Annotated in this window: 11 protein-coding genes; 7 read left to right on the plus strand and 4 right to left on the minus strand. The window is 68.8% G+C overall.

The genetic code is table 11. The features are described 5' to 3' along the window. Positions 1-9: 9 nt before the first annotated feature. Positions 10-492 carry an LIC_13387 family protein gene (locus tag AC3ERS_RS33995; RefSeq protein WP_431972258.1) on the minus strand — a complete coding sequence of 161 codons (483 nt, stop codon included), beginning with the start codon at positions 490-492 and terminating at the stop codon, positions 10-12. Between the two features lie 62 nt (positions 493-554). Between AC3ERS_RS33995 and AC3ERS_RS34000 the strand changes: the two genes are divergently transcribed. Further along, complete coding sequence (locus tag AC3ERS_RS34000; protein WP_431972259.1) at positions 555-1,082, plus strand: TetR/AcrR family transcriptional regulator; 528 nt, start codon at positions 555-557, stop codon at positions 1,080-1,082. Continuing rightward, complete coding sequence (locus AC3ERS_RS34005) at positions 1,079-1,870, plus strand: helical backbone metal receptor (protein ID WP_431972260.1); 792 nt, start codon at positions 1,079-1,081, stop codon at positions 1,868-1,870. Before AC3ERS_RS34000 ends, AC3ERS_RS34005 begins: the two co-directional genes overlap by 4 nt. A 16-nt stretch (positions 1,871-1,886) precedes the next feature. Here the strand turns inward: AC3ERS_RS34005 and AC3ERS_RS34010 are convergent, their stop codons facing one another. The 3 genes from AC3ERS_RS34010 to icmF form a co-directional block, all read right to left on the minus strand. Beyond that, positions 1,887-3,377, minus strand: coding sequence for a flavin-containing monooxygenase (locus AC3ERS_RS34010; protein ID WP_431972261.1), 1,491 nt, complete (start codon positions 3,375-3,377; stop codon positions 1,887-1,889). Positions 3,378-3,504: 127 nt separating this feature from the next. Next, positions 3,505-4,584: an amidohydrolase family protein gene (locus AC3ERS_RS34015; RefSeq protein ID WP_431972262.1), complete on the minus strand. Its 1,080-nt coding sequence runs from the start codon at positions 4,582-4,584 to the stop codon at positions 3,505-3,507. A gap of 91 nt (positions 4,585-4,675) precedes the next feature. Next, positions 4,676-7,894, minus strand: coding sequence for a fused isobutyryl-CoA mutase/GTPase IcmF (gene icmF / locus AC3ERS_RS34020; RefSeq protein WP_431972263.1), 3,219 nt, complete (start codon positions 7,892-7,894; stop codon positions 4,676-4,678). A 138-nt stretch (positions 7,895-8,032) separates the two neighbouring features. On the opposite strand from icmF, the gene AC3ERS_RS34025 reads away from it, so the two are divergent. The 5 genes from AC3ERS_RS34025 to mmsB all read left to right on the plus strand — a co-directional run bounded on the left by AC3ERS_RS34025 (position 8,033) and on the right by mmsB (position 13,882). Further along, positions 8,033-8,989, plus strand: coding sequence for a DUF2157 domain-containing protein (locus AC3ERS_RS34025; RefSeq protein ID WP_431972264.1), 957 nt, complete (start codon positions 8,033-8,035; stop codon positions 8,987-8,989). A gap of 119 nt (positions 8,990-9,108) precedes the next feature. Beyond that, positions 9,109-10,608: a CoA-acylating methylmalonate-semialdehyde dehydrogenase gene (locus AC3ERS_RS34030; protein WP_431972265.1), complete on the plus strand. Its 1,500-nt coding sequence runs from the start codon at positions 9,109-9,111 to the stop codon at positions 10,606-10,608. A 5-nt stretch (positions 10,609-10,613) separates the two neighbouring features. Then, a complete protein-coding gene (locus tag AC3ERS_RS34035) occupies positions 10,614-11,753 on the plus strand; it encodes an acyl-CoA dehydrogenase family protein (RefSeq protein ID WP_431972266.1) in 1,140 nt (379 codons plus the stop codon). 144 nt (positions 11,754-11,897) lie between these two features. Continuing rightward, complete coding sequence (locus AC3ERS_RS34040; protein WP_431972267.1) at positions 11,898-12,989, plus strand: enoyl-CoA hydratase/isomerase family protein; 1,092 nt, start codon at positions 11,898-11,900, stop codon at positions 12,987-12,989. Continuing rightward, complete coding sequence (mmsB, locus tag AC3ERS_RS34045; protein WP_431972268.1) at positions 12,986-13,882, plus strand: 3-hydroxyisobutyrate dehydrogenase; 897 nt, start codon at positions 12,986-12,988, stop codon at positions 13,880-13,882. Before AC3ERS_RS34040 ends, mmsB begins: the two co-directional genes overlap by 4 nt. Positions 13,883-13,906 lie beyond the last annotated feature (24 nt).

Consider the following 13,906-nt stretch of genomic DNA (forward strand, 5'->3'; position numbering starts at 1 on the left):
GCTTTTCGTCTATTCCGTCGATGGGCGCGGCCCGGCCACCAGCACGGCCGCGTAGCAGAGTGTCGAGAGCCCGCCGAACGCGACGACGAGTTCGGGGAAGTACAGGCAGGAGATCCAGAACGTGCCGCCCGCCGCCGCCACGCAGATCCAGTTGAACAGCGACCAGCGCGCGATCAGCCCCGGCGCCGCCCGGACGGCCACCACCGCGAGCAGCGGAAAGAGAAAGCCGAACAGCCCCATGCCCACGCTGTAACCGGTGTTGAGCCCGAACACCGTCACTTCCCTGCCGCCCTCGAACAACGCCGTCGTGGTGTTCCTGGACAGCTCGTTGATCACTTCCTCACCGGCGACATCGGCCCCGTTGAAGATGTGCAGGGCGAGCTCGTGGCCGAAGCCGATCAGGCCGAGGAACACGGCGCCCGCGTAGTGGACGCGGATCGGCCATCGGGCGGTGGAGCTGCGGGGCTGGGCGGTGGCTGTCATAGCGGTCATCGCGACCTCCGGAGGTGAGCATCCCAGGAACAGAACAAAAATTATGTTATAGGGTGGTCTTCGTGGCGGGCAAGACCTCATGGCTGGCATCCGGGCTGTCGATTCTCGGCACGGCGGGGCCGACGGCGCTGACCATCGACAAACTGGTCGCGTCGACCGGGCTGAGCACCGGGTCCTTCTACCACCACTTCTCGGGCATGCCGGGCTACAAGAAGGCGCTGCTCGCGCACTTCGAGGAGGTGCAGACGCTGCGCTACATCCGCGAAGTGCAGGCGGCCGAGCGCCTGGACCCGCGCGGCAGGCTCGACCTGCTGATCGACCTGGTTCTCGCCGATGGGGAACCGGCCCGCCTGGAAGTGGCGGTCCGGGCGTGGGCGCTGGACGACCCGGTCGCCGCCGCGGCCAAGCAGCGCGTCGATGCCGCCCGGCTGGCGTTCCTGCGCCAACTGCTCGACGAGATCGGCTATCCGGAGCCCGCTGCCGAGCAGACGGCGCAGATTCTCTACCTGCTGGTACTCGGCGCGGGCAACACGCTGCCCGAGGTGCCGCCCGAGCGGCTGCGCGTCCTGTGTGACCGGATTCTGTCGTGAACGTCGTTCCGCCCCGGCATATCTCGCTGCGCGACGACCTGGGCGCCGAGGTGTCGATCGTCCGCCCGGTGCGGCGCGTGGTGTCGCTGGTGCCTTCGCTCACCGAATCGGTCGCGGCCACCTGTCCCGATTTGCTCGTCGCGGCGACGCAGTGGTGCACCCACCCGGCCGACCTGTCCGTCGAACGGGTGCGCGGCACCAAGAACCCGAACCTGCGCCGGATCGTCGAACTGGCTCCCGATCTGGTGCTGTGCAATCGTGAGGAGAACCGCCGCGCGGACGTGGAACGCCTGCGCGCGGCGGGTATCCCGGTGTGGGTCTCCAGAATCGAGACGCTGGACGCCGCGTTCCCCTCGCTCGCCAGGCTGTTCGTCGAGGCCATCGGCGTACCCGCGCCGCCCTGGTTGCATGCCGCCGAAAACGTTTGGGCCGCAGCGCCTCCGGAGCCCGAGCGGGCGACGGTCATCCCGATCTGGCGCAAGCCGTGGATGGTAGTCGGCCGCGATACCTTCACCGGCGACCTCGCGCGCAGGCTCGGGCTGCGCCTCGTGCACGCGGACCGCCCGGAGCGCTACCCCCGCGTGGACGAGGCCGAACTGACCCGCGGCGTCGAGCTGGCGATTCTGCCCGACGAGCCGTACGTCTTCACCGAAACCGATGGGCCTGAGGCATTTCCGGGCATTCCCTGCGCGCTGGTGGAGGGCCGCAGCCTCACCTGGTACGGCCCTTCCCTCGTCACCGCCCGCGAGACCCTGACCCGGCAGATTGCCGCCGCGACCACCCGCTGAGGAGCGCCCGCCGCGCTCAGGACGCCGCGGCGAACCGGTAGTCGGCCAGATCGAAATGACCGCTGCGCCACGTTGCCTCCACGGTGGTGGAAGGCCGCAGCGGCACATCGCCGTGCTTGTCGAAGTAGTAGCTGTTGGACACGGCGCAGGATTCCTGCCAGAACACCTGGCCGCCCCGCCGGGCCAGCATCTCCCGGAAGTAGCGATCGTTGGCTTCCTCGGTGACCTCGACCAGGGTCGAATCGGTCGCGCGGGCGTGCCGCAGGCAGCGCAGGATGTGGCGGACCTGGTTCTCGATCAGCGCGAAATACGACGAGCCGTTGTAGCCGTACGGGCCGATCACCGAGAAGAAGTTCGGGAAGCCGGGCACGCTGACGCCCTCGTAGGCCTGCAATCGGTGCTCGTCCCACCACTTCTCGAGATCCCGGCCGCCGACGCCGCGCAGATCGTAGGTCGGCATGTTGCCCGATTCCATCACCTTGAAGCCGGTAGCCAGGATCAGCACGTCCGCGGTGTGCTCCGTGGCGTCGGTCCGCACGCCGGTGGCGGTGATCTCGCGAATCGGGTCGGTCTCCAGCACCACGTTGTCGCGATTGAAGGCGGTCAGATAATCGTTGGAGAAACTGGGGCGCTTGCAGCCCAGCGCGTAACGGGGCGTGAGCTTTTCGCGTATCACCGGGTCGTGCACCTGGCGGCGCAGGTGGGCGAGCCCGGCGCGCTCGCCCACCGCGGCGGTCGGCAGCGACCGGTAGTAGTGGGCCGCGATGGGGAAGGTCAGCTCCACGTAGGCCTGGCTGATCAATCTGGTCAGTGATCGCCCGCCGGGCAGCCGCAGGGCCAGGCGCACCGGGGCGGGCAGCGGGAGATCGGGCCGCGGCAGGCACCAGATCGGGGTGCGCTGGAAGACGACGAGATGGGCTACCTCGGGGGCGATCTCCGGGATCACCTGCACCGCGGAGGCGCCGGTTCCGATGATCGCGACTCGCTTGGCGCGCAGGCTTTCCCGGTGATCCCAGCGCGAGGTGTGCATGGTCGCGCCGCCGAAATCGCCGACGCCGGGGATGTCCGGCAGCTTCGGCCGGGTCAGCACGCCGGTCGCGCTGATCACGAAGCGGGCGCGCAACTCGTCGCCGGAGCCGGTGCGCAGCCGCCACAGGTGGCGCTGTTCGTCGAATTCCGCGTCGGTGATCGTGGTGCGAAAACGGATGCGTGGGCGTAGTCCGTACTTGTCCACGCACGATTCGGCGTAGGCCTTGAGTTCGTGGCCGGGTGCGTAGACCCGCGACCAGTCCGCCCGCTGATCGAAGGAGAACTGATAACTGAACGACGGAATATCCACGGCCACACCGGGATAGGTGTTCCAGTGCCAGGTGCCGCCCGCGCCGTCCGCGTCGTCGACGATGAGGAAGTCCTCGAAACCGGCCGCGCGCAGCTTGATCGCCGCGCCGATGCCGGAGAACCCGGCCCCGACGATGATCACTTCGTGGTCGATGGTCGTCTCGTTCATCGCACCGCTCGCTCCATGAGTCCGGCTGCGCGGACGCATGTGATGTCGGGCGACATCACTGTCCGCACCTGCCACCTCATTAGGCGCGCGCCCCGCGCCTTTGTCAACGGGCCGCGACTCGGCGGAGCTACTCCGGCGCCTCGACGCGGTAGACCCGCTCGGCGGTGCCGCGGAAGATCTGGGCCAGGTCGACGGGTCCGCCACCGTGGGCGGTCACGGCGTCGGCGACCACCTGCGCGCTGTCGGCGATGCTCGTGATCGGTTTGTCCACCGGGAAGTTCGACCCCCACAGCAGCCGCTCGGGCCCGAAGACGTCCATCGCGTGCGTGACCAGCGGACCGATCCGCTCCACCAGCTCGGGCACCGGCGTCGAACTCCCGCGCGCGGGCACCGGATGCCCGAGTATGGGCATCATCAGTCCGCTGACCTTGGCGACCACATTGGGCAGGGCGCCCAGCGCGCTCAGGTCGTCGCGCCAGCTCAGGAACAGTTTCCTGCGCTCGCCCGGATTCGCGCCGGTGTACTTGCCGACCTTGCCGTACAGACCCGCGGGCGTGGCGAGGTGGTTCAGCACGATGGTGACCTCGGGATAGCGCTCGGCCAGCGCGGTCACCTCCGGCAGCTGGTGCGAGTACACCCAGGCCTCGAAGGAGAGCCCGCGCTCGGCGAGTTCGGCGAACCCGTCCAGGAAACGGCTCGCGGTGAGCGCGCCCGCGCTGCCCGCGAAGGACCTGATGCCGGTGTCGGGGTGGTGCGCGACCATCGTGCGGATGCCGCGGAACAGCGGCGACGCCGTCCGGTGCGCGTCGAGCAGGGCCGCGAAGCCGTCGGCGGCCGGATCGGCCGAGCCGATGACGGCGCCGAGCCGCGGTGTGTCGACGCCGAACGGCAGGCTGGCAACCCAGCGGGTCTCGTCGGCCTTGGCGGTCGGGCCGGACCCGGTCCACTCGACCTCGATGTGCACGATCGACTCGACAGGGACGCCCGTCGCGTCGGACCGGTAGTCCGCGGGCAGATAGGGATGCACGTATGCCGTTGGGTCGCCGACGAATTCACGGTCGCGGCGCGGGGCGAGCCGGGTGGCGAGATCGATCGGCACCGGCAGGTATTTGAACAGCCGGGCGAGGTTGCTGAAATCGCGCGGCGTGGTCAGCGGATCCCACTGGTGGATGTGCGCGTCGATCACGTGTAGGCCCGCGAGGTCCATCGTGTCCCTCCTGTCGTGGCGGATTACCCGGCGATTGTCACACGGCGGTGGCCGTGCGCGGGCCAACGACGAGCTTCGCCGGCCCCGAGCCTCACACGTTGCGCCGGTACTGTCCGCCGACCGTGAAGAAGGCGTCGGTGATCTGCTCCAGCGTGCAGACCCGCGCGGCGTCCATCAGCACCGCGAAGATGTTCTCGTCGGTGCGTGCCACCGCGTCCAGCCGGGCCAGCACCGCGTGCGCCGCGTCGCGATGGCGTTGCTGGAACTCGCGCACGCGGTCGAGCTGGGACTTCTTCTCCGCCTCGGTGGCGCGTGCCAGCTCGAGCACCCGGTGTTGCTCGGCGTTCGGATTGCGGAATGTGTTGACCCCGACGATCGGCAGCGAGCCGTCGTGCTTGCGCCGCTCGTAGAGCATGGATTCGTCCTGGATCTTGCCGCGCTGGTAGCCGGTTTCCATGGCGCCGAGCACGCCGCCGCGTTCGCTGATCCGCTCGAACTCGACGAGCACCGCCTCCTCGACCAGATCGGTGAGTTCGTCGACGAGGAAGCTGCCCTGGAGGGGGTTCTCGTTCATCGCCATGCCCCACTCGCGGTTGATGATCAGCTGGATGGCCAGCGCGCGGCGCACCGATTCTTCCGTCGGCGTGGTCACCGCCTCGTCGTAGGCGTTGGTGTGCAGGCTGTTGCAGTTGTCGTAGACGGCGATCAGCGCTTGCAGCGTGGTGCGGATGTCGTTGAAGTTCATCTCCTGGGCGTGCAGCGAACGGCCCGAGGTCTGGATGTGGTACTTCAGCTTCTGCGAGCGTTCGTTGGCGCCGTACCGGTCGCGCAGGGCGATCGCCCAGATGCGCCGCGCGACCCGGCCGATCACCGAGTACTCCGGGTCCATGCCATTGGAGAAGAAGAACGACAGATTGGGTGCGAAGTCGTCGATGTCCATGCCGCGCGCCAGATAGGCCTCCACGTAGGTGAATCCGTTGGCGAGGGTGAAGGCGAGCTGGCTGATCGGGTTCGCGCCCGCCTCGGCGATGTGATACCCCGAGATCGACACCGAGTAGAAGTTGCGAACCTTGTTGCGCACGAACCATTCCTGGATGTCGGCCATCATGCGCAGGCTGAACTCGGTGGAGAAGATGCAGGTGTTCTGGCCTTGGTCCTCCTTGAGGATGTCGGCCTGCACGGTCCCACGCACGGTGGCCAGCGTCCTCGCCCGGATGTCGGCGGCTTCGTCCTCGGACGGTTCGCGTCCCTCGGCGTCCGAGAAGCGTTGCATCGCTTGGTCGATGGCGGCGTTGAGGAAGTAGGCCAGGATGGTCGGGGCTGGGCCGTTGATCGTCATGGAGACCGACGTGGTCGGCGAGGTCAGGTCGAAACCGTCGTAGAGCGCCTTCATGTCGTCGAGCGAGGCGATCGAGACGCCCGAGGTGCCGACCTTGCCGTAGATGTCCGGCCGTTCGTCGGGATCGCGCCCGTAGAGCGTCACCGAATCGAAGGCGGTCGACAGCCTTGTCGCGTCGGCGTGCGCGGAGAGCACCTTGAAGCGCCGGTTGGTGCGGAACGGATCGCCCTCGCCCGCGAACATCCGCGCGGGATCCTCGTTGTCCCGCTTGAACGGGAACACCCCCGCCGTGAACGGAAAGCGGCCCGGCAGGTTCTCCGCGCGCAGAAAGCGCAGCAGCTCACCGTGATCGGTGTAGCGGGGGAGCGCGACGCGCGCGATGCTGCTGCCCGACAACGACTCCCGGCGCAGCGGCGTGTGTATCTCGCGGTCGCGCACCCGCACCACCTGTTCGTCGCCGCGGTAACTCTCCGCGATCGAGGGCCATTCGGCCAGCAGCGCGGCATTGTCGCCGGTGAGTTCGGTGCGTGCGGCGGTCAGCAGCTCGGCGACCGCCGCGTCCTCGGGCAGCTCGGCGAGCACCTGCTCGCACCGCTGGACGCGCTGCGCCGCGGCGACCTGCCGGGCGGTCTCGGCGTGGTAGCCGCGCACCGCTTCGGCGATCTCGGCCAGGTAGCGCACCCGGGCGGGTGGGATGATCTGTGCGAAACGAGTGGAGACCTTGGTGTCGACCCGCGGCAGCGTCCCGGGCTCCAGCCGCAGGCCGTGCTCGCCGAGCAGGCCGGTCAGGTGCTGGTAGAGCGCGGTCACGCCGTCGTCGTTGAAAGTCGCCGCGCTGGTGCCGAAGACGGGCATGTCCTCCGGGCGGGCGCCGAAGGCCTCGCGGTTGCGCAGCAGCTGACGCGACACGTCGCGCACCGCGTCGGCGGCGCCGCGGCGCTCGAACTTGTTGACGGCCACCACATCCGCGTAGTCGAGCATGTCGATCTTCTCGAGTTGGGAGGCCGCGCCGAACTCCGGCGTCATGACGTACATCGACACGTCGACGTGGTCGACGATGGCGGTGTCGCCCTGGCCGATACCCGGCGTCTCCAGGACGACCAGGTCGTACCCGGCGGCCTTGCACGCCGCGATGATGGTGTCGATGTTGCGCGGCAGTTCGTGATTGCCCCGGGTGGCCAGCGAACGGAAGAACACGTGCGCGCCGTCGAGCGCGTTCATTCTGATCCGGTCGCCGAGCAGCGCGCCGCCGCCGCGGCGGCGGGTCGGGTCGACCGCGAGGATCGCGACGCGGAGCTTGTCTTGTTGATCGGAGCGCAGTCGTCGCACCAATTCGTCTGTCAGCGAGGACTTTCCGGAGCCTCCGGTGCCGGTGATGCCCAGCACCGGCACGGCGCGCGCGTTCGCCGCGGCGAGCAGCGCCTCGCGGTCGGCGGCGGGCAGGGTGTCCTGTTGCAGGCAGGTGATGGCGCGGGCCAGCGCGGGCCGTTCGCCCGCGAGCACGGCCTCGGTCGCGGGGAACTCCTCGGCGAGGTCGTCATCGCAGGCGCGCACCAATTCGTTGATCATGCCGGGCAATCCGAGCCGCTGGCCGTCCTCGGGGGAGAAGATCCGCACGCCGACGTCTGCCAGTCGCTCGATCTCCTCGGCCACGATCACCCCGCCGCCACCGCCGAAGATCCGGATGTGGCCCGCTCCCGCCTCTTTCAGCGCGGCCGCGAGGTATTCGAAGTATTCGATGTGGCCGCCCTGGTACGAGCTGACCGCGACGCCGTGCACGTCCTCCTCGATCGCGGCCGCGACCACCTCGTGCACGGCGCGGTTGTGCCCGAGGTGGATCACCTCCGCGCCCTGGGACTGCAAGATCCGGCGCATGATGTTGATCGCGGCGTCGTGCCCGTCGAACAGGGCCGCCGACGTCACGAAACGGACGGGATGGGCGGGAGTGTGGAGCGCGCTGCTGTCGGCCACGGGAGTCCTCCGGCGAGTCCTTATGGCGCCCGATACTAGGACGTCAAAGTAATTCTACGGTGACGGCGATCACATCGCCAGATAATCGCGAGCCGCCACGCCGTGGCCTCCGCCGGATGTCGCGGTGATACTGGACCGATGGCTCATGGGCATCGGGTGGGGACGGCACTGCGCCGGCTGGTCGACGAGGGTGTGCTGACCGAGGCGCAACGGGATGCGGTGGCGGCCGAGGTGGCCGCCGAGGAGGCCGCGGCGCGGCCGTCGCCGGGCAAGCTGGTCGCCGAGGTCGCGGCGTACGCCGGTGCGGGACTGCTGCTCGGCGGGCTGGTGCTGTTCCTCGAGGCGTCGTGGGGCGATCTCGCGCAGGCGAGCCGGGTGGCGATCCTGGCGGCCGTCGCGATCGGGCTCGCGCTGGGCGGCATCGCGCTGGCCGGACGCGCGTCGCTGTTCCGTTCGCCGATGCCGACCGCGCGGACGCGCCTGGCCGCGGTGTTGTTCGCGCTCGCGGCGGCCGCGCTCGCCGGTGCGGTCGGGGCGGGCATCGACGATTCGGGATCCGACGAGGCATGGGTGCTCGCGGTATGCGCGGGTCTGGTCGCGGCGGTGCTCGGCTATGTGGCGCTGCCCTCGGTGGTCGGCATGCTCGCGTGCGCGGGTTTCGCGGTGCCCGTCGTCGGCGGCGTGCTCGGCACACTGTTGGAATTGGACGAACTCTGGGTCGGCCTAGGCTTTTTCGCGCTCGGGATGGTCTGGTTCGGGCTGACGCGCGCGGGTGCGTTCGTCGAGTTCTGGGCGGGATACGCGATCGCGATCGCCCTCGCGCTGCTCGGCGCGCAGTGGGTCGACTTCGAGGGGCGCGGCGTGTCGGCCGGGCTCACCGTGCTCGTCGCGATCGCCTGCTTCGCGTTGTACGCGACGCACCGTTCGCCGGTGCTGGTGATCGGCGGTGCGGGGGCGGTCGCGATCGCCATCGCCGAGGCGGTGTCGGAGTGGACCGAGGGGTTGGGCGCGGCCGGTCTCGTTCTGATCGTGGGCGCCGTGCTGCTGACGACGGGTGCGATCGTCATGGCGCGGTCGCCGCGCGGGTCCGATTGACCCTCGAACCGGTGGGATGAATCACATTCGTGTCCTGTCATGTAAATACTTGGACATCCAACTATAGGATGACCGCAGATCGCGCCACCGCGCGTCGACGACGACAGACAAGGACTGGCATGGTTCGCGAACTCACTCACTTCATCGGCGGGCAACACGTCGCAGGCGCCTCGGGCAACTTCGGCGATGTCTTCGACCCGAACATCGGCCAGGTGCAGGCGCGCGTGCCGTTGGCGAGCAAGTCCGAGGTAGCGGCGGCCATCGCGAACGCCGCGGCGGCCCAGCCGGTGTGGGCGGCGTTCAACCCGCAGAAGCGGGCCAGGGTGCTGATGAAGTTCCTGACCCTGGTGCAGGACGAGATGGACAGCCTGGCCGCGCTGCTCTCCGCCGAGCACGGCAAGACCATCGCCGACGCCAAGGGCGACATTCAGCGCGGGCTCGAGGTCGTCGAGTTCGCCACCGGCATCCCGCACCTGCTCAAGGGCGAATACACCGAGAGCGCGGGCACCGGCATCGACGTCTACTCGATGCGTCAGCCGCTCGGCGTCGTCGCGGGCATCACCCCGTTCAACTTCCCGGCCATGATCCCGCTGTGGAAGGCCGGTCCCGCGCTGGCCTGCGGTAACGCCTTCGTGCTCAAGCCGTCCGAGCGCGACCCCTCGGTCCCGCTGCGGCTGGCCGAGCTGTTCTTGGAGGCGGGACTGCCCGCCGGCGTGTTCAACGTGGTCAACGGCGACAAGGAGGCCGTGGACACGATCCTGCACGATCCCCGGATCAAGGCCGTCGGCTTCGTCGGCTCCACCCCGATCGCCCAGTACATCTACGAGACGGCGACCGCGAACGGCAAGCGCGCCCAGTGCTTCGGCGGCGCGAAGAACCACGCCATCGTGATGCCGGACGCCGATCTCGACGATGTCGCCGACCAGCTGATCGGCGCGGGCTACGGTTCCGCGGGCGAGCGCTGCATGGCCATCTCGGTGGCCGTGCCGGTCGGCGAGGAGACCGCCGATCGTCTGGTGGCCAAGCTGACCGAGCGGGTGCACAAGCTCAACATCGGCCGCTCCGACGACCCGGGCGCCGATTTCGGCCCGCTGGTCGGCAAGGACGGTGTGGACCGGGTGAACAACTACGTCCAGATCGGCATCGATGAGGGGGCCGAGCTGGTCGTGGACGGTCGCGGCCTGACCGTCGAAGGCAGCGAGGACGGCTACTTCGTCGGCGCGACGCTGTTCGACAAGGTCACCGCCGACATGCGCATCTACAAAGAGGAGATCTTCGGCCCGGTGGTCAGCGTCGTGCGCGCCAAGGACTACGAGGAGGGTCTGCGCCTGGCCAACGAGCACGAATACGGTAACGGCGTGGCCATTTTCACCCGCGACGGCGACACCGCCCGCGATTTCGCGTCCCGGGTGGAGGTCGGCATGGTCGGCATCAACGTGCCGATCCCGGTGCCGATCGCGTACTACACCTTCGGCGGCTGGAAGCGGTCCGGCTTCGGCGATCTGAACCAGCACGGCCCGGATTCGATCCGCTTCTACACGAAGACAAAGACGGTGACCCAGCGCTGGCCTTCCGGTCTGAAGGAGTCCAACGCGTTCGTCATCCCGACGATGGACTGAACCGGATGTTCATTCTGAACGAGGACGAGCGCGCGATCGGCGAGACCGCGCGCCAGTTCGCCGACGAGTTCCTCGCGCCCAACGCGCTGGAATGGGATGAGCAGAAACACTTTCCGGTGGACGTGCTGCGCAAGGCCGGCCCGCTCGGCCTCGGCGGCATCTACGTCCGCGAGGACGTGGGCGGCTCGGGGCTGCGCAGGCTCGATGCCGTGCGCATCTTCGAGCAGCTGGCCACCGGGTGTCCCGCGGTGGCGGCCTACATCTCCATCCACAACATGGCTGCCTGGATGATCGATGCCTACGGCGACGACGACCAGCGCAACCGCTGGCTGCCCGGCCTGACTTCGATGGAGTTGCTCGGCAGCTACGCGCTCACCGAGCCCGCCGTCGGCTCCGACGCGGCGGCGTTGAGCACCAAGGCCGTTCGCGACGGCGAGGACTACATCCTCAACGGCGCCAAACAGTTCATCTCCGGCGCGGGCGCCAACGACGTGTACGTCATGATGGTGCGCACGAGCGACGAAGGGGCGCGCGGCATTTCGACGCTGATCGTGCCCGCCGACACTCCGGGCCTCTCGGTAGGGCCGAACGAGCGGAAGATGGGCTGGAACGCGCAGCCGACCAGGCAGGTCGTGCTGGAGGACGTCCGCGTCCCGGTCGCCAACCGCCTCGGCGCGGAGGGCGACGGGTTCCGCATCGCCATGAACGGCCTCAACGGCGGGCGGCTGAACATCGCCGCGTGCTCGGTGGGCGGCGCGCAGGCGGCGCTGGACAAGTCGGTTCCGTACCTCGCCGACCGCAACGCTTTCGGCAAGCCGCTGCTGAAGAACCAGGCGCTGCAATTCGAACTCGCCGATATGCGCACCGAACTGGAGGCCGCGCGGACGCTGCTGTGGCGTGCGGCCGCCGCGCTCGACGCCGACGCGCCCGACAAGGTCGAATTGTGCGCCATGGCCAAGCGATTCGCGACCGACGTCGGCTTCGGGGTGGCCAACAAGGCGCTCCAGCTGCACGGCGGCTACGGGTATCTGCACGAATACGGCCTGGAGAAGATCGTCCGGGATCTGCGCGTCCACCAGATCCTCGAGGGCACCAACGAGATCATGCGGGTGGTCGTAGCCCGCTCGGTCATAGGAGCAGCATGACGGGGCGCGCGCGACGACACCTCGCTGACGCTCGGCTTTCGTCGCCCGCGCCAGGCGTTGGTCCGCGATCGGGGTCGCTTCGCTCGCCCGATCGACGTGAACCTACCCATCCGGGGAGGGCGCACCGTTCAACTGAGGAGCACCATGACGGAATCTGAAGTACTGATCGACAAGCGCGACGGCCTCGGGCTGATCACGCTGAACCGGCCCAAGGCCATCAACGCGCTGAATCACCCCATGGCGCTGGCCATCACCGACGCACTGCGCGCCTGGGCCGACGACGACGAGGTGCGCACCGTCGTGGTCACCGGCGCGGGGGAGCGGGGCCTCTGCGCGGGCGGCGACATCGTCGCGATTCACGCCGACGCGCGTGTGCTGAACGATCGCCCCGCGACGTCCGGTACCGCGAGCGCGGATTCGGCGACCGGCGTGTTCTGGCGGGACGAGTACATCCTCAACGCGCTGATCGGCCGCTACTCGAAACCGTACGTGGTGATCATGGACGGCATCGTGATGGGCGGCGGTGTCGGCCTTTCCGGCCACGGCAGCCACCGCATCGTCACCGAGCGGTCCAAGGTCGGCATGCCGGAGGTCGGCATCGGCTTCATCCCCGATGTCGGCGGTACCTACCTGCTCTCGCGCGCGCCCGGTGAGATCGGCACGCACGTCGCGCTGACCACCGCGCGGATGAGCGCGGGCGATGCCATCGCGGCAGGTTTCGCCGACTACTACGTGCCCTCGGAGCACATCCCGGCCCTGCTGGAGACACTGCGTTCCGAGACCGCGGAGGTGGCGATCGCGAAGTTCGCCACGGACGCACCGGAATCCGAGTTGCTCGCGCAGCGGGACTGGATCGACGCCTGCTACGGCGCCGACACCGTCGAGGAGATCGTGGCGCGGTTGCAGGCGGCCGAGGCGCCGGAGGCGACCAAGGCGGCCTCCGATCTGCTCGCCAAATCGCCTGTCGCGCTGAAGGTCACGCTGCGTTCGCTGCGCGCGGCCCGCGACCTGCCGAGCCTGGAGGCGGTGCTGAACGAGGAGTATCGCGTCTCCATCGCCTCGCTGGTCTCGCACGATCTGGTCGAGGGCATCCGCGCGCAGGTGATCGACAAGGACCGCAACCCGCAGTGGCGACCGGCGACCCTCGCCGAGGTCACCGACGCGCAGGTGGCGGCGTACTTCGCCGAATTGGGCGACAAGGAACTGGGTTTGGCGACACCGGAGGTGCGGCAGTGACGAAAAAGATCGGTTTCCTCGGCCTCGGCCACATGGGCGCGCCGATGGCGGCCAACCTGGTCGAGGCGGGTTACGACGTGCTCGCCTTCGACCCGGTGCCCGCGGCGCAGGAGCAGGCGCGCAAGGACGGCGCGACCGTCGTGGACACGGCCGTCGCGGCGGTCGCCGAGCGTGACGTCGTGATCACCATGCTCCCCAACGGCAAGCTGGTGCTCGACGTCTACGCCGACCTGCTGCCCGCCGCGAAGCCGGGCACCCTGTTCATCGACTGCTCCACCATCGACGTCGCCGACGCCAAGGAAGCGGCCGCGCGGACCGTCGCGGCCGGGCACCGCGCCTTGGACGCACCGGTCTCGGGTGGTGTCGCGGGCGCGGCCGCGGGCACCCTGACCTTCATGGTCGGCGGTGTGGCGGCCGATTTCGCCGACGCGCTTCCGGTGCTCGAGGTAATGGGCGGCAAGGTCGTGCACTGCGGCGGCGCGGGCGTCGGCCAGGCCGCCAAGATCTGCAACAACATGCTGCTCGGCATCTCGATGGTCGGTCTGTCGGAGGCTCTGGTGCTCGGCGAGAAGCTGGGCCTGAGCCATCAGTCGTTCTTCGACGTGGTCTCCACCGCGTCGGGCCAGAGCTGGGCGCTGACCAACTACTGTCCGGTTCCCGGCCCGGTGCCGACCAGCCCGGCGAACAACGACTACCAGCCGGGATTCGCCACCGCGCTGATGACCAAGGACCTCGGTCTCGCCGCGAACGCCTTGCGCGCCAACGGCATCGACGGGCAACTCGGCGCGCTCGCCGCGGAGATCTACACCCGGTTCAACCAGACGGAGGCGGGCAAGGACTTCTCGGCTATCGTCACCGATATCCGTAACCGTTCCGATCAAGAGGGTGCCTGAAGATGGATGCATCGCGAAGCGATT

Source organism: Nocardia sp. bgisy134 (genome assembly GCF_057708325.1).

What these genes read in the sequence shown, in the direction of transcription:
- AC3ERS_RS33995 (WP_431972258.1), bottom strand. Translation starts at nt 492, where the DNA reads ATGACCGCTATGACAGCCACCGCCCAGCCCCGCAGCTCCACCGCCCGA.
- AC3ERS_RS34040 (WP_431972267.1), top strand. Translation starts at nt 11,898, where the DNA reads ATGACGGAATCTGAAGTACTGATCGACAAGCGCGACGGCCTCGGGCTG.
- AC3ERS_RS34015 (WP_431972262.1), bottom strand. Translation starts at nt 4,584, where the DNA reads ATGGACCTCGCGGGCCTACACGTGATCGACGCGCACATCCACCAGTGG.
- AC3ERS_RS34010 (WP_431972261.1), bottom strand. Translation starts at nt 3,377, where the DNA reads ATGAACGAGACGACCATCGACCACGAAGTGATCATCGTCGGGGCCGGG.
- AC3ERS_RS34025 (WP_431972264.1), top strand. Translation starts at nt 8,033, where the DNA reads ATGGCTCATGGGCATCGGGTGGGGACGGCACTGCGCCGGCTGGTCGAC.
- AC3ERS_RS34035 (WP_431972266.1), top strand. Translation starts at nt 10,614, where the DNA reads ATGTTCATTCTGAACGAGGACGAGCGCGCGATCGGCGAGACCGCGCGC.
- AC3ERS_RS34030 (WP_431972265.1), top strand. Translation starts at nt 9,109, where the DNA reads ATGGTTCGCGAACTCACTCACTTCATCGGCGGGCAACACGTCGCAGGC.